This window comes from Bacillus pretiosus (assembly GCF_051294775.1).
In the GTDB taxonomy this organism is placed as follows: Bacteria; Bacillota; Bacilli; order Bacillales; family Bacillaceae_G; genus Bacillus_A; species Bacillus_A wiedmannii.
The window spans coordinates 482020-503317 of the sequence record NZ_JBPPHF010000004.1 but is presented as its reverse complement, the minus strand read 5'-3'; the positions used below and the strand labels follow the sequence as shown (position 1 = coordinate 503317).

At 35.2% G+C, this 21298-nt stretch carries 23 protein-coding genes and 1 other annotated feature; of the genes, 6 read left to right on the top strand and 17 right to left on the bottom strand.

Going from position 1 to position 21298, the window contains the following annotated elements; translation table 11 throughout:
- The first annotated feature begins 137 nt into the window (after nt 1-137).
- Both ACSG5Z_RS22625 and ACSG5Z_RS22620 read left to right on the top strand, forming a co-directional pair.
- Nucleotides 138-284, top strand: a complete 147-nt coding sequence (locus tag ACSG5Z_RS22625) for a YuzL family protein (RefSeq protein WP_001096344.1) — start codon at nt 138-140, stop codon at nt 282-284.
- Nucleotides 285-381: 97 nt separating this feature from the next.
- Nucleotides 382-1221 (top strand): D-alanyl-D-alanine carboxypeptidase family protein, encoded by an 840-nt coding sequence (locus ACSG5Z_RS22620; RefSeq protein ID WP_000831460.1) that lies wholly within the window; start codon nt 382-384, stop codon nt 1219-1221.
- 22 nt (nt 1222-1243) lie between these two features.
- Here ACSG5Z_RS22620 and ACSG5Z_RS22615 read toward each other — a convergent pair whose 3' ends face one another.
- From ACSG5Z_RS22615 to ACSG5Z_RS22600, 4 genes are all read right to left on the bottom strand, one after another.
- Entirely contained in the window at nt 1244-2161 is a 918-nt protein-coding gene (locus ACSG5Z_RS22615; protein WP_046955846.1) for a proline dehydrogenase family protein, read from the bottom strand.
- Between the two features lie 310 nt (nt 2162-2471).
- Entirely contained in the window at nt 2472-2717 is a 246-nt protein-coding gene (locus ACSG5Z_RS22610; RefSeq protein WP_435712169.1) for a YusU family protein, read from the bottom strand.
- A 48-nt stretch (nt 2718-2765) separates the two neighbouring features.
- Complete coding sequence (locus ACSG5Z_RS22605; protein WP_001018862.1) at nt 2766-3068, bottom strand: MTH1187 family thiamine-binding protein; 303 nt, start codon at nt 3066-3068, stop codon at nt 2766-2768.
- Between the two features lie 77 nt (nt 3069-3145).
- Nucleotides 3146-5146, bottom strand: coding sequence for a methyl-accepting chemotaxis protein (locus tag ACSG5Z_RS22600; protein WP_435712166.1), 2001 nt, complete (start codon nt 5144-5146; stop codon nt 3146-3148).
- A 186-nt stretch (nt 5147-5332) separates the two neighbouring features.
- On the opposite strand from ACSG5Z_RS22600, the gene ACSG5Z_RS22595 reads away from it, so the two are divergent.
- Entirely contained in the window at nt 5333-6091 is a 759-nt protein-coding gene (locus tag ACSG5Z_RS22595) for a TrmB family transcriptional regulator (RefSeq protein ID WP_087986003.1), read from the top strand.
- Between the two features lie 30 nt (nt 6092-6121).
- Here the strand turns inward: ACSG5Z_RS22595 and ACSG5Z_RS22590 are convergent, their stop codons facing one another.
- From ACSG5Z_RS22590 to ACSG5Z_RS22560, 7 genes are all read right to left on the bottom strand, one after another.
- A complete protein-coding gene (locus tag ACSG5Z_RS22590; protein WP_435712164.1) occupies nt 6122-8278 on the bottom strand; it encodes a SpaA isopeptide-forming pilin-related protein in 2157 nt (718 codons plus the stop codon).
- Between the two features lie 267 nt (nt 8279-8545).
- Nucleotides 8546-8713, bottom strand: a complete 168-nt coding sequence (locus tag ACSG5Z_RS22585; protein WP_435712209.1) for a hypothetical protein — start codon at nt 8711-8713, stop codon at nt 8546-8548.
- A gap of 82 nt (nt 8714-8795) precedes the next feature.
- Entirely contained in the window at nt 8796-9980 is a 1185-nt protein-coding gene (locus tag ACSG5Z_RS22580) for an MFS transporter (protein ID WP_142293450.1), read from the bottom strand.
- Between the two features lie 109 nt (nt 9981-10089).
- Nucleotides 10090-11403 carry an APC family permease gene (locus ACSG5Z_RS22575; protein ID WP_088064746.1) on the bottom strand — a complete coding sequence of 438 codons (1314 nt, stop codon included), beginning with the start codon at nt 11401-11403 and terminating at the stop codon, nt 10090-10092.
- 65 nt (nt 11404-11468) lie between these two features.
- Nucleotides 11469-11705, bottom strand: a binding site (T-box leader).
- Between the two features lie 451 nt (nt 11706-12156).
- Nucleotides 12157-12957 carry a hypothetical protein gene (locus tag ACSG5Z_RS22570; RefSeq protein ID WP_097889591.1) on the bottom strand — a complete coding sequence of 267 codons (801 nt, stop codon included), beginning with the start codon at nt 12955-12957 and terminating at the stop codon, nt 12157-12159.
- Between the two features lie 129 nt (nt 12958-13086).
- Nucleotides 13087-13869 (bottom strand): membrane protein insertase YidC, encoded by a 783-nt coding sequence (gene yidC / locus ACSG5Z_RS22565; RefSeq protein ID WP_000920534.1) that lies wholly within the window; start codon nt 13867-13869, stop codon nt 13087-13089.
- Between the two features lie 28 nt (nt 13870-13897).
- Nucleotides 13898-14182 carry a hypothetical protein gene (locus ACSG5Z_RS22560; protein WP_000394932.1) on the bottom strand — a complete coding sequence of 95 codons (285 nt, stop codon included), beginning with the start codon at nt 14180-14182 and terminating at the stop codon, nt 13898-13900.
- 276 nt (nt 14183-14458) lie between these two features.
- On the opposite strand from ACSG5Z_RS22560, the gene ACSG5Z_RS22555 reads away from it, so the two are divergent.
- Nucleotides 14459-15352, top strand: coding sequence for a YitT family protein (locus tag ACSG5Z_RS22555; protein WP_000530033.1), 894 nt, complete (start codon nt 14459-14461; stop codon nt 15350-15352).
- A 110-nt stretch (nt 15353-15462) separates the two neighbouring features.
- On the opposite strand, the gene ACSG5Z_RS22550 is transcribed toward ACSG5Z_RS22555, so the two are convergent.
- Entirely contained in the window at nt 15463-15984 is a 522-nt protein-coding gene (locus ACSG5Z_RS22550) for a GNAT family N-acetyltransferase (protein WP_088064748.1), read from the bottom strand.
- A gap of 452 nt (nt 15985-16436) precedes the next feature.
- Between ACSG5Z_RS22550 and ACSG5Z_RS22545 the strand changes: the two genes are divergently transcribed.
- Entirely contained in the window at nt 16437-16823 is a 387-nt protein-coding gene (locus tag ACSG5Z_RS22545; protein WP_001077775.1) for a DUF3938 domain-containing protein, read from the top strand.
- 258 nt (nt 16824-17081) lie between these two features.
- Here the strand turns inward: ACSG5Z_RS22545 and ACSG5Z_RS22540 are convergent, their stop codons facing one another.
- The 4 genes from ACSG5Z_RS22540 to ACSG5Z_RS22525 form a co-directional block, all read right to left on the bottom strand.
- Nucleotides 17082-17222, bottom strand: coding sequence for a DUF3985 family protein (locus ACSG5Z_RS22540; RefSeq protein WP_000404783.1), 141 nt, complete (start codon nt 17220-17222; stop codon nt 17082-17084).
- A 96-nt stretch (nt 17223-17318) separates the two neighbouring features.
- Nucleotides 17319-18401: a site-2 protease family protein gene (locus tag ACSG5Z_RS22535; protein WP_098082244.1), complete on the bottom strand. Its 1083-nt coding sequence runs from the start codon at nt 18399-18401 to the stop codon at nt 17319-17321.
- A gap of 12 nt (nt 18402-18413) precedes the next feature.
- Nucleotides 18414-19121, bottom strand: coding sequence for a DUF3169 family protein (locus tag ACSG5Z_RS22530; protein ID WP_088064750.1), 708 nt, complete (start codon nt 19119-19121; stop codon nt 18414-18416).
- The gene (locus ACSG5Z_RS22525; protein ID WP_087981953.1) at nt 19111-19332 is read right to left on the bottom strand and encodes a helix-turn-helix transcriptional regulator; all 222 of its coding nucleotides are present in this window, start codon (nt 19330-19332) and stop codon (nt 19111-19113) included. The genes ACSG5Z_RS22530 and ACSG5Z_RS22525 overlap by 11 nt, the downstream gene beginning before the upstream one ends.
- A gap of 164 nt (nt 19333-19496) precedes the next feature.
- On the opposite strand from ACSG5Z_RS22525, the gene ACSG5Z_RS22520 reads away from it, so the two are divergent.
- On the top strand, nt 19497-20288 hold the full coding sequence (locus ACSG5Z_RS22520; protein ID WP_087981955.1) for a hypothetical protein: 792 nt from the start codon (nt 19497-19499) through the stop codon (nt 20286-20288).
- A gap of 55 nt (nt 20289-20343) precedes the next feature.
- Here the strand turns inward: ACSG5Z_RS22520 and ACSG5Z_RS22515 are convergent, their stop codons facing one another.
- Complete coding sequence (locus ACSG5Z_RS22515) at nt 20344-20958, bottom strand: DedA family protein (protein WP_088064752.1); 615 nt, start codon at nt 20956-20958, stop codon at nt 20344-20346.
- Between the last annotated feature and the right edge of the window lie 340 nt (nt 20959-21298).

Below are 21298 nucleotides of genomic sequence, written 5' to 3'. Positions count from 1 at the left end.
AATTTTCGCAATATATTTATTGATAAAATTTTCTGAAATAAATATATTTCTTTCATTTGGCTATGCTATACATGTGTATTTTCTTCATTAAAATGCACTTTTCCTTTTTATAATCTGACGAAACTGGAGGAATATATATGGCAAAACTTAAGAAGAACCCTTCAAAGGCTGGAATTAGCGCAGCAAGCGTAACTGGAAATGCAGGTCCTCATAATCACGGTGTGGAAAAGGGTCGTCAAGGTAATAACCAACAATATAAGAAGCATAATATGGGCGAAAAATAACGGTATATTTTTGGGCAGAAAACGTGGCATAATGGGTAATGGCTGCTTTTTCTGCCCAATTTATTTGTACATATGGAAAACAAAAGAGGGAACGATGATGAAACGAACAATAGTTATGATTGTAATGATTGCTACACTATTTACAGGGATGATTTTCTTCTCTTATGCACAAAGGCAACAAGCTGTAAGAGCGGATCAACCTAACATTACTGGGCAATATGGCATTACAATCGATGCAGACACAGGTGAAATTTTGTATGGGAAACGGGAAGATGAACGCTCTTATCCGGCTAGTATAGGGAAAATGATGACTACCTTACTCTTACTAGAGAATGTAAAAGAAAATGAAGAAATTACAGTTACAGAGAACGCAATTAAAACAGAAAGTCAAAGTAAGAAAATTAAACTTCGTGCCGGGGAAAAGTTAAAGCGGGATGAGGCACTAAAGCTTATGCTTATCATTAGTGCAGACCCGATAGCTGAATCCATCGCAGAACATATCGCAGGATCAAAAAATGAATTTGTAAAAATGATGAATGCAAGAGCGAAGGAACTTGGTACAAAGCATGCGACTTTCAAAAACGCAAGTGGCGCTGATGCACTTGGAAATAAAGTATCGCCATATGACATTGCTATGATTACGAAAGAAGCATTAAAGTACCCAGTTGTTTTAGAATATATGAATTCAACACGTACAACTCTACATACTTCAGAACGCTCTCCAAACATCGCAAACTATGGACGAGAAGAACTATATGACGATCCATATGCAATTGGAAGTAAAAGCGGTCTATCAGCACTCGGAAAATATACGGTCGTAACAGTGGATGAAAAAGACGGTAAACGCGTCATTAATGTTGTTTTATCTTCTACTCGCACGCAGCTATATCCTGATACGAAGAAAATGGCACATTACGCATTTCAGCAATTAAAATAACCAAGGAGTATTTTCTCCTTGGTTATTTTTTAACCATACCTTTTAACACGAACGCAACGTTTGCTGGACGCTCTGCTAGACGACGCATGAAGTAGCCATACCAGTCGTTTCCATAAGGCACATAAACACGCATTTTGTAACCTTCTTTTACTAGCTCAAGTTGACGCTCATTACGAATACCATATAACATCTGGAATTCAAATTGGTCTCTTGGAATGTTGTGTTCTTCGGCAAGTTTTTTCGTATATTCAATAATCGCTTCGTCATGTGAAGCAATCGCAGTATAATTTCCATTTAATAAGTGCATTTTAATAATTTTTTTATAGTTATCATCTACATCTTTCTTCTCCGGGAACGCTACCTCTTCAGGTTCTTTATAAGCTCCTTTTACAAGACGTAAATTAGGACTATAAGCATTTAATTCTTCCATATCTTTTTCTGTACGATATAAGTAAGCTTGAATAACTGTACCAATATTATCGTACTCAGATTTTAACTGTTTAAAGATATCAATTGTCTTTCCGCAGCGTGTATAGTCTTCCATATCAATGGTAACAAACACACCATTTTCTTTTGCAGCTTCTAAAATACGGCGCATGTTGTTCATTACGATTTCATCAGAGATATCTAATCCCATAGAAGTCATTTTTAAAGAAAGCTGCGAATCAAGACCTTCTCTTCCAATTGCACGGATTGCTTCAATCGATTGGTTAGCCATTTCATTTGCTTCCGCTTCATTATCAACGAATTCCCCTAAATAATCGATTGTTACACAAAGTCCTTGCTTGTTCAATTGTTTAATAGCTGCTGTCGCTAATTCAATTGTCTCCCCTGCGACAAAGCGACCTGCACCAAAGCGTAAACCGTACTTTTTAGCCAGTTTTGTTAGCGCTTTATTTTTTGACAAGAAAAGAAACGAATTTCGCATTAATTGTTCCATGTAATTCACCCCTATGACTGTGATTTATCTGTTTTTTACCCCTCTTCAAAATTATATCATTGTTTAAAATTATTGGATACAAATAATTATTTAGATAATTTATAAAATACTATAAAAACATTTAAAAACCTATATTCTCGCTTATAAATATGCAGGGAATATTTTTCGACATTTAGAAAAAACGACTTTACTAGGCACAAAATAAGCATGTCGAAAATATTCGACATGCTTATAAAACCCTTTATATTCCATGTAAATTATATAAGGATATTAATACAGAAAACTTGAGATTATATTTACCTCAAGTTTTTTATTGCTCATTTCTCTTCTCTTCATTCAACTTTTTAATATCTGTAATTAACTGTACCATCTCTTCTTTCGCATCAGGATATGTCTCATTCCAATGCTTCACTAAAGCCGGCATCGTCTTCGTTATGTAAGAATACAGTGCCCACTTCTGAACCTGTTCTTTTCTCTCTGCATTGCTCTCTCCAAGTAATAGTTCCGTGTATTTTTCTAGTAACCCGTCAAATTGTTCGTTAAACTTTTCACTCATCTTATCTACCTCCTATATGAAAAAAGCAGCGAAGATCGCTGCTTTTCCTTATAATTTTGATCGAACAGAGTTTAATTTCTTTTCCATCGTGCTTACTTTATCACGACGATCATCGATACGAATTGTTGTTGCAACGCGCTGTGCACCTTTCGTATATGGAACTTCATGCATTTGTTGAATTACTTCTAGAATGACAGGAAGATCTCCTTCAATTACTGTATTCATTGGTGTTAATTGATACTTCACGCGATCTGCATTTTTCTCTAGCACCTTTTGTACTTCTGCTACATATTCACTAACACTTGGATTACCAGTTCCTACTGGAATAATCGATACGTCAACAATTGCCATAGTAGTCTTCCTCCTATAATTGCTTCTTATATATCCATTGTCTATTTTACCGAAATACTCATCATTTTACTAATTTGTTATTCCTCTATTTTAAACTGCTCAACCAATCTTTCTAAGTCTCTCATATGCTCCGTCAAACTTTCCATCGTATGAGCTACCTTTTCTAGATGACTCACTTGAGATTCAGTTGCAGCATTTACTTCTTCCGAAACAGCTGCGCTTTCTTGACTTGTACTAGCAATTGTATGCATTACCGTTGTAATTTCTCCTTGCTCGTAACCGATGTTATGTACCTCTTCTACAATTTGTTCGACTGAAGTACTAATTGTATTTACAACTGACATAATTGTGCGGAATTCCGTTTCTGCCTCTGTCGTAACTTTATTTTGTATATCTGCAATATCTTTTAATTTACTTATAACCTCTACAACTCGTTTTACCTCTCCTTGTACATCGCCAATCATCGTTGCGATTTCTCCTGTCGCCTCTTTCGATTGTTCCGCTAACTTTCGAACTTCTTCGGCAACAACAGCAAAGCCTTTACCTTGTTCCCCTGCACGCGCCGCCTCAATCGAAGCATTTAAAGCAAGTAAATTCGTTTGATCCGAAATACCTTTTATAAGCTCTACAACATTTTGAATCGATCCAACTCTTTGCTCTAACTTTCCGGATGCTTCCTCTGTATGAACAACAATCGAAGATGATTGGCCCCTTGTACGAACTAAATTACGCATCGTATTTAATCCTTGCTTAGATGCCTCTTCAGCTTTGCCAGCCACACTTTTTATTTCACCAACCGAATTATTCATTTGTTCCACTGACTGCGCCATATTCTCGAGTTGCTCTGAAACTTCATCTACACTATTAGCAAGAGTGGACGCTCCTCCGCTCACATCATCCATTGCACCTGATACTTCTCTACTAGCTGCTACAGTTTCATTCGTTAAATAATGTAGATTATTCGTTGATTGTTGCACTGTTGATACACTATTTTTAATTTTACTTACCATTTCATTCATTTGCTCAACCATATGATTAAAATGGTTCGTCAGTTCTCCAACTTCGTCCTTACTTGTCACTTTCATTTGCAACGTTAAATCACCTTCTGCTACTTTTTGAACGTGATTCGTTAATAGTTGCAATGGTCTTGCTAATCTTCTTGAGAACAAGTATGAAGCCACGATTCCAACTAATAAGCTAATACATGCCATTATAAGGATTGTATTTCTCATACTATTTAACAGCCCATCAATCGTTTCTTTCGGATAAAAAATTCCTATTTTCCATTTCATCAAATCAAATGACTGACTATAAACAACTACATCTTCACCTTTTAATGTAGTGACAGCATATTTTGTTACCTCTTTATTTAAACTCTTCACAAGTGGCTCTTTCGAAACATCTTTCCCTATTTTCTCTGGGTAAACAAGAGCCATATTTTTATCATTTATAATAAACATTTCTCCGCCGTTATTGTATTGAATATTATGAAGTAACTTCTGAATTGTTCCAAGTGATACATCCATCGCAACAACACCTAATACAGATCCATCTTGAGCTGTAATTGCTTTAGAAACTCCCACACTTAGCTTACCTGTAGCAATTTCATACATAGGTTGTCCCCAGTGAACCTTTTTCACATCAGCTTCTGAGTCTTTATACCATGATCTTGTCGTTGGGTCATATCCTTCTGGCACTTGTCCACCTTCAGCAAGATTGGCACTTAATGTTTTTTTATCTTTCGTACCAATATATAAGTCTAAAATGCCAGGATGATTCTTTTTATACTCCGAAAACTCTTTCGTCAAAAATGCTTCTTCTTCTGGAGTAACTCCGTCTTGAAGCATATTACGAATCATCTCACTGTTCGCATAATACCCCATATCTTCATCCGTTCTTTGAATAAATGTCGTAAGTTGCTCTGTCACAAGATCCATCGTATTTTGAGAATACTGGTCTAAGGAGCGCACTTCCTTCTCTTTCTGTAATTGATACATAGCTGTACCTAATATTACGAACATCATAGAAATAAGTACCGAAAATACTACCGCAATTTTTAAACGTAAACTTCTTAACATCTTCCCCCAAGCATCCCCTTCTCGTTGTATTATAATCATATTAATCACTATATTAAGTATAATGGATAAAATTAAAAAATTGAAACTAATTCTCATCTCAATCTGAGTAGAAAACCTACTACCACTTGTGCAAAAACAAATAGTTCATTATCCTTAAAATATAATCTCATTCGTTCGGAGGGAACTATGTTACAAAAATTCGGTTTCTCACAATATGAAAGCCAAGCTTATGAAGTTGTCGTATCAAGCAATGAACCATTAGATGCTACAACAATTGTGAAGCATTCTGGTGTTCCAAAAGCAAAAATATATGAAGTGCTAGCACGCCTGATTGATAAAGGAATGGTAATGGATTCTGTTTCAGAAAAGAAAAAATTGTATACAGCATTACCACTAAAGCTCGCAATTGAAAAATTAACGACAGAATTTCAATCAAACATTAAAGAATTAGAAACGAATATATCAAAAAAATCATTTACAGATGACCGTGTGTGGAGCTTAAAAATGCAATCTTCTATTCGAGTTCAAAGTAAAGAACTCATCGAAAGTGCAAAAGAATCAATTCGCATTTCAGCTTGGAATGACACTCTTTCAGAATACCTTCCTTCACTAGAAGAAAAAGCAAAACAAGGCGTCAAACTCGAGTCCCTTATAGTTGGAAAAGTAGAAACAGACTTAGAAAACATGCATTTTCTAATCCCAACTGAAGAACCTAACGCATTAGAACGCTACTTGCTACTCATCGTTGACGACCGCGAAATTTTATTTGCTGGTGTAGAGCAAGAGTCATGGCAAGCGATGAAAACAATGTCGCAACCTTTCGTAAAGTTCTTTACAGAATTTTTCTATCACGACGTTGCACTTGCAAAAATTACAGAAAAGCATCTGGATCTCTTCATGCAAGATGAGGAAATTAAGAGTTTGTTGAGGAAGTTAAGATACTAAAAAAACGCCTCTATTACAAGGCGTTTTTTTCTACATTTCTTTTCTATTTTTCATCCTTAACACATAAGCACCAGCAATAATAAAACCAATTCCTAAAACGAATAAAGCCGTAAATTCATTGCCGACGCCGCCAGTAGCTGGTAAACGCACTTCATTATGAGTATTATGTTGTTGCATCGGCTTCACATCAGCGGAAGGTTTCACTTCTCCACTCGGTGTTGGCTTATTTGGCTTAGAAGGAAGTGATGCCTTTTCTTCTTTCTTATTTTTCACAATATGTTTAATAATTTCTCCATCCTCTTTTATTTCAAATGAGAATGTCTCTTCATTTATTACATATCCATTCGGCACTATTGTTTCTTTATACGTGTACTTTCCATATGGTAGTTTGAATTTTGCTATACCTTGCTCATCCGTTTTCCCTTTTACTACTTCTTTCCCTTGTTCGTTGTAGATTGTAAATTCTGCATTTGGTAACTTCGTATTCCCATCCGCTACATCTACTTTCGTTATTTCTAATTCACCTTCTACTTTCTTATCTTGAACGATATGTTTAATAATTTCTCCATCCTCTTTTATTTCAAATGAGAATGTCTCTTCATTTATTACATATCCATTCGGCGCTATTGTTTCTTTATACGTGTACTTTCCATATGGTAGTTTGAATTTTGCTATACCTTGCTCATCCGTTTTCCCTTTTACTACTTCTTTCCCTTGTTCGTTGTAGATTGTAAATTCTGCATTTGGTAACTTCGTATTCCCATCCGCTACATCTACTTTCGTTATTTCTAATCCACCTTCTACTTTCTTATCTTGAACGATATGTTTAATAATTTCGCCATTCTCTTTTATTTCAAATGAGAACGTCTCTTCATTTATTACATATCCATTTGGTGCTATCGTTTCTTTATACGTGTACTTTCCGTATGGTAGTTTAAATTTCGCTACACCTTTTTCATCCGTTTTCCCTTTTACTACTTCTTTCCCTTGTTCGTTGTAGATTGTAAACTCTGCATTTGGTAATTTTGTATTCCCATCCGCTATATTTACTTTCGTTATTTCTAGTTCACCTTTTATATTTTCATTTTTCAACTCTAATACAGCAGTTTCACCAGTTTTCACTTCAATTTTTTTAATACTTCCGTCTAACACATATCCAGCTGGCGCTTGAATTTCTTTGACGCTATATACACCGATTGGAAGATTCCCTAGCTCCGCAATCCCCTTATCATTAGTCGTGACATTTTGTTTAAAGTTTTCATTAGAAACTTCAAACACCGCTCCTTTTAATAATTCCTTTTTTTCTCCTAATTTCATAATCTTTAAAGAGCCTACTGATTCCCAATTTACCACTAAATCTGTACTGATTTTCTCACTATTTCTTTGTAACAATACCGTTGTATTTTGAACTTTTTCTGATCCTTTAAAAGCTATTGCTTGTAAATTTGTTAAAGTAGACTTCACTTTCATTTTAAAATTACCACTACTCGTATCTTTCGGGATTAATATTTTAAATTTTTCGTTAATTGATAATGTACTTTTTTCTTCTCCATTTTCATTTACAATTCGAAGCCCTTTAGGAGCATTTTCAGGAAGAATTGTATAAGAGCCAGAAACCGCATTTGTTTGCACTGCATAAAATCCTGTTTCTAAATAATTACCTTTTTGTGTAGCAGTTTGTGGATCTACAGGATTAACTTTAAAAAATATATCTTGTGATCCAGTTTCTTTTTTTGAAGCTTCTACTAAACGCTTCATAAGATTATGTACTCGTTCATTTTTTGCAACTAAATCTTCTTCCGTTAATTCATTTGCTGCAATCCATACCGCTAATTGTGTAGCATAATGCGCCTCTTCTACTGTCGCTACCTCTAATTCAGATGGGCTTTTTTGAGGATATCCATTTAATAAAACACGATATACGGCATCAGATGATTTCCCCATCTCAGGCAAATCATCTCCATTTGGAGAACGCAAATCAGGCGTTAAACAATACGCAATACTACCCGAAGCCGTTTTAATTATTTCTGTCTTTATTTCACGCTGTTTCGACTTACTATAACTCCAATCCATTTTATATGTTTCTCTGTTCATTACTTCTGCCTTCACTTGCGGCATTGCAATTCCTAATAAAATAATAAGAGCACTTAAAAAACTAAACCATTTCCCTACCATCTTTCGTTTCATTCTCTCCACCACCATATATAAATTTCTACATGAAGCAATCTTACTGTTTTATTGTACTTATAGTGAAAAAAAGAGAATAGGTGGTTTTTTTGTAGTATCTTGTCGAATTGTTGAGAAAGTTTCAAAGTAATAAGCAACATTAAAATTGTTTGTTCTCATGCTGCTATTGACAAATGAATATTACATATTTTAAATTTCCAAAAATAAAAAAGGCACTTTATAAGTGCCTTTTTTACTTACCAGAAACAAATTTCAAACTAATACATATTACTTTTCTTTTTCCTTTATCTCCGTCAACAGCTCAATAATTTTCTCATTTTGCTCCACTTGTTTCTCTGAATTTTGATAGATGAAACGGACCCACCTTAATACAACAACAACTATCAATATCGGTAGTAGAGCAATTATCATGCCAAATACCGAGAAATTAGACATCATTCTCCATCACCTCGCTACATACGACTTTCTCCATCCACCTACTAAAACCTGCAATTTTTTACAAATAAAAAAGAACCTATCAAACGATAGATTCTTCTTTTGCAAACTGAGCAGAACGTCCTCTCGTAATCGAGAAAATTGCACAAAGTAGTGCTAATATAATAAAGCCGCCACCTACCCAAGCATTATATATAACAGATGATTTCTCAATAACAACTCCGCCTACTGTTGAACCGAGAGCAATCCCTAAGTGAAGCGCAGAGTTATTTAAACTTTGCTGAATACCAGCTGATTCTGGTGCAATTTCAATTAAATAATTTTGTTGTGCTGGTGAAATAGCCCAGCTAAGCATACTCCAAATTCCCATCATAATAATGAACAGCGGGAATGAGAATGTCATCATTGGCAATATGAAGATCGCACACGCAAATACGATAATAATTGAAATAATACTTTTCTTCGATCCCCATTTATCAGCAAGCAAGCCCCCAAGGCCGCCTCCAAGTACCGCTGCAATTCCGAAAATGAAGTAAAATACACTAATCCAATCTGCTTCAACATGCATCACATCTTTTAAAAATGGTGTTAAATATGCATATAGTGTTAAATGACCCGTTAAAAATAAGAATGATGTTAACTGTGCACTTACGATTTTCTTATCTTTTAACGTAGCAATTTGTTCTCTTATTGATAACACTGATGTCGGTGGTACTTTCGTTAAGAATAATGAAATACAAGCGATTGCTATAACTGTTAATACCGAAATTAATACAAATGGTGCACGCCATCCATATGCATTTCCGAGTACAAGGCCAAGCGGTACTCCAAGTACAAGTGAACCACTAATCCCCATGAAGATGATTCCAATTGCACGCGCACGAAAATGTGGTTCTACAACGCTAGAAGCAAGTGTTACTGACAGTGCAATAATAAGCGAACCACTCGCCGCACAAATAACCCTTGAGAACATTAACATCCCATAATTCACACTAAATGCTGAAATAATATTTCCGATTAAGAAAATTGATAATGCCCCAATGTATAATCTTTTTCTTTCGAATTTTCCAGTTATCGCCAATAAAACCGGACCTGATAAAGCAAATACTACTGAAAATATTGTTATAAGCTGACCAGCTGCACTAATAGATACTCCTAAATCATTGGCAACTAGATCGAGCGTTCCTCCTATAATTAGCTCAACCGTTCCGACTACGAAAGCCGCGATAGCTAAAATATACACACGAAAATTCAAGTCTTTCCCCACGCTTTCTTTTTTGGTTACTACGACTATAGTAACCAAAAAAGAAATTGAACACAAGTACAATTTTTTTACAATAAAAAAACAGGCGTATCATACGCCTGCCTTCTAATTATTAAACACTAGTTTTGTTCTTCTTATTTAAATACCAATATACTGGGAGTCCAGTAAAGACAATTCCAATTGATAAGAAACAACTTACCGGATCATTAATAATCGCACTTCCAAGTACAAACAATGATCCTAAAATCGCAACGATTGGTACAATCGGGAATAACGGTACACTGTATGCACGCTCTTTATTCTTGTTACGTTTTCTTAAAATGAAGACACCAATAAACGTCATTACATAGAAAATATAAATAATGAATACGGAAATCTCAGATAGCTTATTCGGATCACTAATAACCATTAAAATAATTCCTAAAATGATTTCAACAGTAATCGCATTTGCTGGTGTTTTAAATCTTGGACTTTCCTTTGCGATAAACTTAGAAAACGGAAGGTGTCCACGCTCTGCCATAGACATCGGAATACGTGGGAACGTTAAAATCTTTCCATTTAAACAACCGAAAATAGAAACGATAATACCGATACTAATGATTTTCCCGCCATATTCTCCAAGTAGCATGCCCGCAGCTGTCGCTGTTGCATTCTCTCCAAGGTCTACAATTTTCGCTGCTGGTAACACATTTAATAATGCCAAGTTAATTAGTACGTAAGCAGCCGTTACAATTAAAATCCCAACTGTCATCGCTTTCGGTAATAGCTTTGTTGGATTCTTCATTTCTCCGCCAATCGAAGCAAGTAGAATCCAGCCGTCATAAGCAAATAATGTTGCTAAAATTGCCATACCGATACTTTGATTTTCTGATATCGGCACTACTACATTAAAGATATCGCTATTTCCTTTCCAAAAACCTAACACAACAATTAATACGATTGGAATCATCTTTCCAATTGTCGTAACCGTTTGGACGATACCTCCATATTTTGTTCCCATACTATTTACAACGCCAAGGAACACAACTGTTCCAATAGCAATTGGTAAATTCCATACTTTATCTAAATAGAAAAAATTAATCATTAAAGAACTAAAGTACAATCCTAATGTTCCAATAATAGCTGGTCCATAAACAATTGTTTGCATCCAGCCTGATAAATATCCCCAAAAACTTCCGTAAATCTCCTCTAAATACGTATACAACCCACCATTTTTCGGGATTTGCGCTCCAATTTCAGCTACTGTTAAACCACTTGCTAACGTCAACAGACCACCAATTACCCAAGCAAGAATAGCCATATTAGAACTCCCCGAGTAATCTAATACGCTCCCTGGCTTCATAAACACACCAGATCCAATAATCGTTCCTACTACGATAGAAAGTGCTACTGTTAAACCAATTTTGTTCTTCTCATCATGATGCATGCTGCGTATCCTCCTTCCAATTCTAGTGTGATGCAAAAATGAAATAAAAAAACACTCCTCCCTAAAAAAGGGACGAGTGTTATATTCGTGGTTCCACCCTTGTTTCAATTCGTAAAGTAACATACTTCACCAATTTCTCAAGTCTAAATAACGGTTTTTGCCGGCAAGCAATTACTAGGTATCCGTTCACTGCTGCAGTTCAGAGGTGGTAATCCATTTTTCCGTATTAGGAAGCTCACAGCCAAAGGCTTCCCTCTCTGAGAATCGTAAAAAATTGATCATGTCCTCATCATCACTTCTTGATGTCGAATTTTGTAGTTATTGTTCATTATATTGAATTGTTAGAAAAAATCAATATATTTTTTTATATAACATAAGAAATGTTTCTCTTCTTATATTATAACAGAAGCTATAATATTTCTCTAATTCCCCAGTATCTTTGGAACAGCGTAGCGGTAAAAATTATCTCAGCGATTTTCAAAATATATCGATTTACCAACAAAAAACGACAATAAGTAAGAGGAGACTTTCTAAAAGAAAGTCTCCTCACATACATACCTTCCGGTTGCCCACACGGAAGATACGACTTTACTCAATTATTTCTCATCTTTTTTCATAAAAAATTTACCCCGCATTAACGGGCAGTAAAACTTCCACCTTAAAATCCAGCGAATACAAGGATGAAGTTGGAATATTAACTGCCCGTAAAAGCCCGATTGGTTCAACTAATAATCAGTGGAAATGCACCACTGATTAAAGTTTCACTTTATGGTGCGGTAAATCAACGTTCAATTCCTCTAATTGTTTCTTTTCATTCTCTAAAATCGCTTTTGCTTTTTCTTTCGTTGTCTCATCTAATCCCGCAAAGATGTCTTTATGCTTAACCTTCTCTGGGAACTTCACGCCTAGTTTTGTTAATTCTTCTTTTGCTTGCTTATGTGTTAATTTCCCGGACTTTTCCTGTTCAAAAATAGACGTTGCTTTTTCTTTTGTTGCTTCGTCTAAGTTAGCAAGTATGTCTTTATGCTTAACCTTCTCTGGCATTTTCACGCCTAACTTCGTTAATTCCTCTTTTGCTTGTTTACGTGTTAATTTGCCGGATTTCTCTTGCTCTAAAATTGATTTTGCTTTTCCTTTTGTTGCTTCGTCTAAGTTAGCAAACATGTCTCCATGCTTACCCTTCTCTGGGAACTTCACGCCTAGCTTTGTTAATTCTTCTTTTGCTTGTTCACGTGTTAATTTACCGGATTTCTCTTGCTCTAAAATTGATTTCGCTTTTTCTTTTGTTTGATCATCTAATCCCGCAAACATATCTTTACGTTTTTCTTTCTCTGGAAGCTTTACACCTAACTCCTTCAACTGTTTCTTTGTATCGTCCATAATCGTTTTTACTTTTTGTTTTGTAGCGTCATCTAAATCTTTTTTCGCCGTTTTTGTAGACTGCTCAGCTGCTTGAGTATTCGTTGCCGCGAATGCCGGAATACCGACTCCTCCAATGATTCCAAATGATAAAGCACCTGCAATCGCTAAATACCCAACTGTTTTCTTCTTCATAGGAAATTTCCTCCTTCATATTTCTAAAGCATGTACACTTTCGTATACAATTCCTATAGTAATGTCGGTTTCTTAACATTTCCTTAACGACTTAACAAAAAAACGCCGCTCATCCCGAGCGGCGTTTTTCTAAGCTTTTTGTAATTGTAATTCTTCACGTTCCATTATTCTTCTTAATACAATTGTTTGTGTCATTGTAAATAAATTACCCGTTATCCAGTACAACACAAGTCCTGATGGCGCCGCAAATCCCATAAATAAAATCATTGCTGGCATCATAATTTGCTGCACTTTCAGCATCTGTACTTGTTCTCCAGGTGTAATATTAGATTGGAAAACTTTCATCTGAATAAATGTCGTTAACGCTGCGATAATCGGTAATATATGATAAGGATCTGCATGTCCTAAGTTCACCCATAAAAATGACGATGTGCGAATCTCTTCTGTTCGGCTAATCGCATAATACAAAGCAGAGAAAATCGGCATTTGTATTAATAGTGGCCAGCAACCAGCTAGTGGATTCCAACCGCCTGATTTCATTAGTTCTGACATTTCCTTTTGATACTGCTTTTGTTTTTCAAGATCTTTACCCACATCACCGTATTTTTGTTTCAGCTTCTGCAGTTCAGGTTGCATTTTCTTCATTTTCGCTTGACTACGATATTGTGAAACAGCTAATGGAATCATGGCTGAACGAATAACGAGCGTCATAATAATGATAGCAATCCCGAAGCTAGCTCCTGGTATGTGATGAGCAACAAATTGAATCATAAACGAGATTGGATATACGAAATAATGATCCCAAATTCCCGTACTATGTGCATCAATTGGGGCTGCATTACTGCAACCAGATAAAACAAAAACAAGTAATAATGATAAACTAACGAGCACAGCTCGGTATGATTTTAACATGTTCATTCCTCCAATGTTTCGTAATTATTTAGCGAAACATTGGTGTATACGGACCGACCTCGTCATTCTCTTCACTGGATTCTTGTCTGCGCACAGAACGAATCATTCCATATTTATAAAAAATAGAGAAAAGCGTTACATTACCAGTACCCTCTTCACACGTATTAACTAGTTTAAAAGCTCTTTGTCTACCGCTTGATGCTTGCTGACGCACAAAGCGAGAAACATTAGCAAGGAAGAAAACTTCTAATAAACAAAGTGCTGTCGTTACAAACGATATATACAGAATTGCATCCTGCAATAAAAATTCCATCGCTTCACATCCTTAATAAGGTCATTTTAGCACATTCAACAAACATTCTCTATTTCCTTTTATCGTCAAAAAAGTATTTTGCATATTTTCTCAAGAAAACTATGCTAAAAAACTAATGTATTCGCTTTCTTTAGTATATTCACACGTATCCTTGTATAGGTTTAATTTGTTAGAAATTTATAAAATTTTCGCATTATAATAAAACTATTGCCAGTTTTTGAAAAAACCTTTATTCTCTTCTTGTAATCAAAAATGAATATGGAGATGAAACATACTATGGGTCAACTAGGAGACGCCGATTACGTTCCCGACACCGCCTTTTTATCCTTCCCAGCAGCTAAAACATTTCACTTAGAATTTATCATACAGTTGGTTGTTATTTTCGTAGCCTCTATTTTGTATGCAATTTCTATGAATATGTTCTTTATCCCGCATAACATGATTAGCGGTGGCTTCGCTGGTGTAGGGATGATTATCGGTTATTTAATGCACTACAATATCGGTGCACTTATCTTTTTACTAAACATTCCTCTTCTTATTTTAAGTCACTTTTACTTAGGCAAGAAGACAACCTTTTTAACAGCGTACTTTGTAGCTATATCATCGTTAGCGATGAACATTATCCCTGTACACCAAGTTTCAGACGATATTTTACTGTCTTCTGTATTTGGTGGTGTAATCTGCGGAGCAGCTTCCGGAATCATATTCCGATTTGCTTCTTCAACAGGTGGCTTTGATGTTGTTGGATTGATTGTAGCGAAACATCGAGATATTTCAATTGGAGCAATCATCTTTGGATTCAACTTAATCTTACTTGTTGCAGCAGGATTTATTTTCGGATGGGATATTACGCTTTATACGTTAATTAGCCGGTTTGTAGTCAGCAAAGTTATCGATGCTGTGCATACGAAACATATTAAATTAACGATAATGACAGTTACAGAAAAAGGCGAGGAAATAAAAAGCGCACTATTGCATCACGGCATACGCGGGGTGACAATGGTAGATGCTGTCGGCGGCTATACAAACCATAAGAAAAAAATGATTTACACTGTCGTGACTCGCTATGAGTTAGGCGAAATGAAACGTATTATCCGTCAAGTGGATAACAAAGCATTCATGAACATTACTGAAACAGTTGAAATTGTCGGCCGTTTCAAACGCATATAAAAAAGGTTAATACATGAAAGGGCATAACATATTAGTCATATATAATATGTTATGCCCTTTGTTATTCAACTAACGCACCCTTTAGCATAATAAAATCACGAAGTTTATTACTACAAATCGGAGGATAGCATTCCGTATACAATACTATCTGTCCATTCATTTTTACTCCAAAAATCTTGTATGAAATGGGCTTCCTTTCTCATGCCTATTCGTTCACACAATTTTTGTGAAGCTGTATTACGTGCATCAAGATTAGCTTGTATACGATGTACATAAAATTCATTAAATAATTTAAATACCAAACTACTTACTGCTTCTGTTGCCAAACCTCTCCCAGCTACTTCATTTGAAAAACTATAACCAATCTCAACAGTGTCTTTCATATTTGTGTACCATACGGATAAATCACCAACTACTTTAGTCTTGTATATAACTGCCAAACTTAATATTGATTCTTCAGTAAGTACATTGTTTGCTAGCTTCTTATTAAATCTTTTCTGCATGTCTTCATGAGTCCACTTATTATGTAATAGGAACTTACATGTATCATCATTATTATAAATAGCAAATACATCCTGTAAATCAGTACTCTTAAAAGGTCTAATTATTAATCTTTCTGTTGTGATCTCCAAGTTAGCTCTCCTCCCTTACATTCATGCTACAAAACATTTTTTATAGTATGTAAGCCTCCTTCTTAGATCTCACCTTGATTACATATTTCATCATAATAAATTAAAATCCTTCTTCCACTAAACCGCATTGTTAGTGGTATTTCCTTGCGATTTTTATTTTTTACACTTATTACAAAATCAGATAATTCTATTATTGTGGCCCTAAATGTGTTATAATGAAAGCAGACTCACAAAAAAAGAGTATATAGACTTGGAAGTTTCTCTTATTTTTACAAGCAAAAAGAAACGAGCAGTCGGGTATATTTCAGACACCATACACGTAACGGTTTAAACAACCGATCACTCTTCAATGATCTTTTTATAAAAAGATACGTACAACTAAAACTCACTTCAATATACTATACCTACCTTTTTGACTTCCAAATCATCTTATTACATAAGGAGATGAACATATGAATCAATATATAAGATACACAATAGCTGTCCTGTTTGCTATTATCGGCGGAACGATCTGCTTCTGGACAAACACTCAGCTAGGAGAGAATATCATTTTTAATGGAATCGAAACCCTTGTAAGCGCTTCAATTTTAGGTGGATACATTTACTTCCTCTTCAATCCAGAAGAAAATGCGCAAAAAACAATGTTATTAACAATGATTGGAATCGTTGGCGGATGTATTTCCTACTCAATGACTAACTATACATTACCACTTCAATTAAGCTCAGCTTTCTTCCACGGTCTATGGACTTGGTTCATTGCATTCTGCCTAGCAGACGTATTCAACCTTTTACAAGACAATGAAGAAGAAAACGGTCGCCAAATTGAAAGTAACTCGTAAGCTGGAAGATACTCTTCCAGCTTTTTTGTTTTGTTACTCTTTCCTGTTCATACCCCATCACTAAAATAAAAAGAAGCTACCCCCACGGCAACTTCTTTTCCACATACCCCATTCAGTATTCACTAAAATATATCAACGATTTTTCAAATATATCGATCGTTTCTCCACTTATATCAACGATTTTTTCATTATATCGACGTTTCGACACAGGTTATCGACTTACCGACACCCTTCGACACTCAAAACGCACAACATACCCTATCCCCCAAGCAATTTACTGCCGAACTCTACGATTAAAAAGATAACTAATAGGATCGCGAGTATCTTTAATGCTACATATGCTACTTTAAAAACAGCATAAATAAGCAAGACTATTAAAATAATCGTTAAAATTTCCATCTAGAATTCCTCCAAGCTTTGCTCTGCTTATCTTATTTTACTCGCCACAGACTTTTTATGGAACGGCATAAGACGACATAGAAAAAAGAGGATACCTTACCCATCGTAAGATACCCTCTCTTTCAACTGCTCAAACCATTCTCTCTCTAATTGTAAATATCCTATTTCACTCTTCTCGGCACTCTTTAATTCTTTGTCTGCTTTCCTCATATAAGTGTGGGACGCTTCCATATCGCCCTCTAAATATTTAACAATTCCTTGTGTGCGATAATACCCATGTAAGTCCACTTTTGTAATGGCCTTCCCATGTTCCTTCGCTTCTTGCAGAGAAAGACTATCCATCTGATAAAGAGCTTTATATAAAAGATACCAACTATGAAAACTACTAACGAAATATTTATTTTCTTTCGTGACAGAAAGTTGGGCAACTTGTTCTACATATAGTATTGCTCTTTCCATTCCCTTTTGATCCGATCGGGCAAGGAAAACGAGCATAAGTCCGCTCATGATCTCTCTTATATTTTTATTTTCTTTTATTTTATCTTCGCTAAGTTCTACTAATCTCTTATCCCAATCTTTCGGCCTCTTATAACTAAATAACTCACTCGATACTTGAATGTTATATACATGCTGCTTCGCCTTTTCATCATCTTTAATTAAAATAAGAAATTGCATACCATCGCTCATAAGCGTTCCTTTTATCGGCGCGATTGTAACCGCAAAAATTATAAAATGGAAAACAGAAAAATATAAAAGATATTGATAATAACTCACCATGTATATGTAACCAAAAGTAATACCAAATAGTAAACTTGTAATTGGTCCACCTAAAGTCATCCATGCCCATTTTTTTGAAAGGTTAGGTGTTACTATAGAAGGCGGTATTAACATTGCCACGCCTCCGAAGTACGCCCATAATTTATTTTCTCGAATGCGTACTTTTCCCTTCTCTTTTTGAACAGTAATAGGCCCTACTGTCATAAATTTAAATGTCAAACCACCTATTACGCCGAATACGACATGTCCTAACTCATGAATGATTACCACTGCCAGAAAAATCCCCAATAATGCCCATATATTCAACATTGTTTCTAATTTCCCAGTTCGGATCACTCCGTATAAAATGGACAGAATGAGCGCCACTGTCAGTGAACCAGCTGGCCTTCTTAAAATATCCACCTTTTTCTCCCCTTAATAAATCATTTTTCTATGCATTTCGTACATGAATTTTCCGAGATGCAATATCCAAATAAATGAGATTAGGCCAATTAATACAAAATCGATATCACTAGCCGCTGTATATATAACGGCAGCCCACCATACATATGCTAATATTGTATTCGTAAATTCATACGCTTTATATCCAGCCTCATGCACAATGTGCTTTAATCCCTCATCTGCATTTTTCGTCCACATTTTCATAGATTCCATATATGTTACACCTTGTTCAGGATATAGCTTATTATAACGATTCTTTGTTATGAGCCCGATAACCACTACAATAGTTAAACAGACGATAGAAGCTACTAAATTCCACACTGCAAATGAAACATTTGTATCCTGCAACAGTGCACGTCTACATGTAATAACTGCATATACAAACCATGCTTGCGTAACTATATCACCTACACGTAAATATATACTTATAATGCCTAATTTTCTTCCTTGTACGCTCTCTTCTTCATCGCGTGCCTCCGCTAACATACGTGTATTCTTCCAAGTGTAGTACATCATTACGATTCCAAAAATAGTACATACACCTATAAATGTATTAGATGATAATTTTCTCGGTTCATCCGAGAGTAAATTTAAAGCTATATAAGATGTTAAAAAGCCACCCATCATACTTAATGCTATTTTCCCCACAACATCAAATTGTTTTTTTCGATTACTCTTCATCTCCATCTTCCCCCTCCACTAACGCAAATATTTCCTCCACCGGTACGTTGAAAATTTGTGCGATTTTTAGCGACAATACAATAGATGGTGCATAATCCCCGCGCTCAATTAAACTAATCGTTTGCCGTGATGATCCAATCGCTTTCCCTAAATCCCCTTGTGATAAACGATGCTTTGCTCGCAATTCCCTCACTCGATTTTGAAGCTTCATGTCTTCCCTCTTTTTCATTTATTTAATTAAAATTGTAAATAATATCCTTATTTTTGTCAATTATAATTGTCATTACGACTATAATAATTGACAAAAATAAAGATGTATTATGATGAAAATAACTTATATAATGAATGTGAAATATTAAACAAAGGAGGTTCCATATGAAGAAAACATCTACCTTTTCTTACGTTCTTACTAAGCTTACAGCAGCTTTATTATTATTATTACTTATTAGCACGCTTCTCTTAACAACTAGTCAACAAACATTATATAGTTTCTTAGCTGGATTACGAGAACTACTTTATGTTCCCTTCGCTCCTATTCTTGCGGCGTATGCAATTTTTTGTTCTATTTGCATCGATAAATTGAAATTAAAAACATATACAAGACTGAAGACATTATGCCTTTATATTTTTTGCGGCTATTTATTTTCTCTTCCATTCCTAATATTTAAAGAAGCTAGTCTAATACAGTTCTTGTTTCTCGGATCAATTGGAGCAGTGTGTTCTCTTTTTTTCTACTTATGTGCAGTTATAGCAACAAAACTTAAGTGGATACAATATGTCGTGCCAGGCATTATGCTTATTATATTTATCACAATCAACTTTATCGATCTAGAAAAGGTTGGAACATCAAAAGAACAATGGGTCGAAACAAAAACAGAAAACTCTTTCGAAGCATCTTTTCAACATTTTAGTGGTGAACATAAAGTCCCCATTGAACTAAAACGAGGTGACATATTAGAATTTACCATTGAATCACGAGCTGAAAATCCGGATGGCTACATGGGAGCCGTAAAAATGGCTAGTGAGTTTCAAGAGGAAGAAAATTATTTAGCTTCAAACGGTCCTAATACATACCAATTTGCAGCAATTAAGACGGGAACGTATTACATTATAGTTAATGGCAATAAGTTAAAAGGAAAGTTGAGAATAGATTGGAATATAAAATAAAAAGGCAGTGCGTCTGCACTGCCTTCCTAAATTCTGACATAGAATGGATTCCATATTAACTTGCGTTTTGTAACAATACTCGTTTTAGCTGTTTGCGGAAACGTACTCCTAACGTAGTTGCTACGATAACGATAACTCCAACAATGATTTTACCGATATGATCTTCTAGCACTCCAAAAATATCATGTAAGTTGCCACCTAACCAGTAACCACCGATTAAGAAGAATGATACCCAAAATAGAGCACCTGAGTAAATTGTAATCGCAAAACGACGGAATGGTAAGTTAATAATTCCTGCAAAATATCCTGTAAAATGACGTACACCAGGAATAAAGAAGCCGATAAAAATAAGGAAGTATCCATACTTATCAAACCACATTCTTGTTAAGTCGATTTTTCTTTGTGTTAAAAATACGTATTTCCCATACTTTTGAATAAAGGGCATACCTAATTTATTTCCTAAAAAGTATTGAATTGTCATTCCTACACTTGTCCCAATAAAGGATAGGATAATTAAAATCGGTAAACTTAAATCGCCCTTCTGTGCTAAAAACCCCGCATATGCTAACGTTGGCTCTCCCGGAAACGGAAGTGCAATATATTCTAACAGCAAACCAACAAGTACAACATAGTACCCGTACTGCTGAAATAATTCATGAACCCATTCCATGTCATCTCTCCTTTCAATCACGTACAACTTCTTACTATTATTGTATAAAAAAATTGTCGAAATAACTATCACAATAGCTTACATTTTTATTACATTTTTGTAAGGCTCACACTAAAGTTTTCTGTTCATTATTTGCTGCTATCCATTATCGTTTTAAAATAAGCTAACAACTATATATCAGACGACACAAGGGCATTAATATGCATTTTTTATCCAGTTTTTAACACTTAAAGTCACCTTATTTTGTTCTCAATAAAAAACCACCACAAACTCATACTAACTTCATATTAGCTTCATATACGTATTGTAAGATTATATCGGAATTTGTTGAAAAATTTAA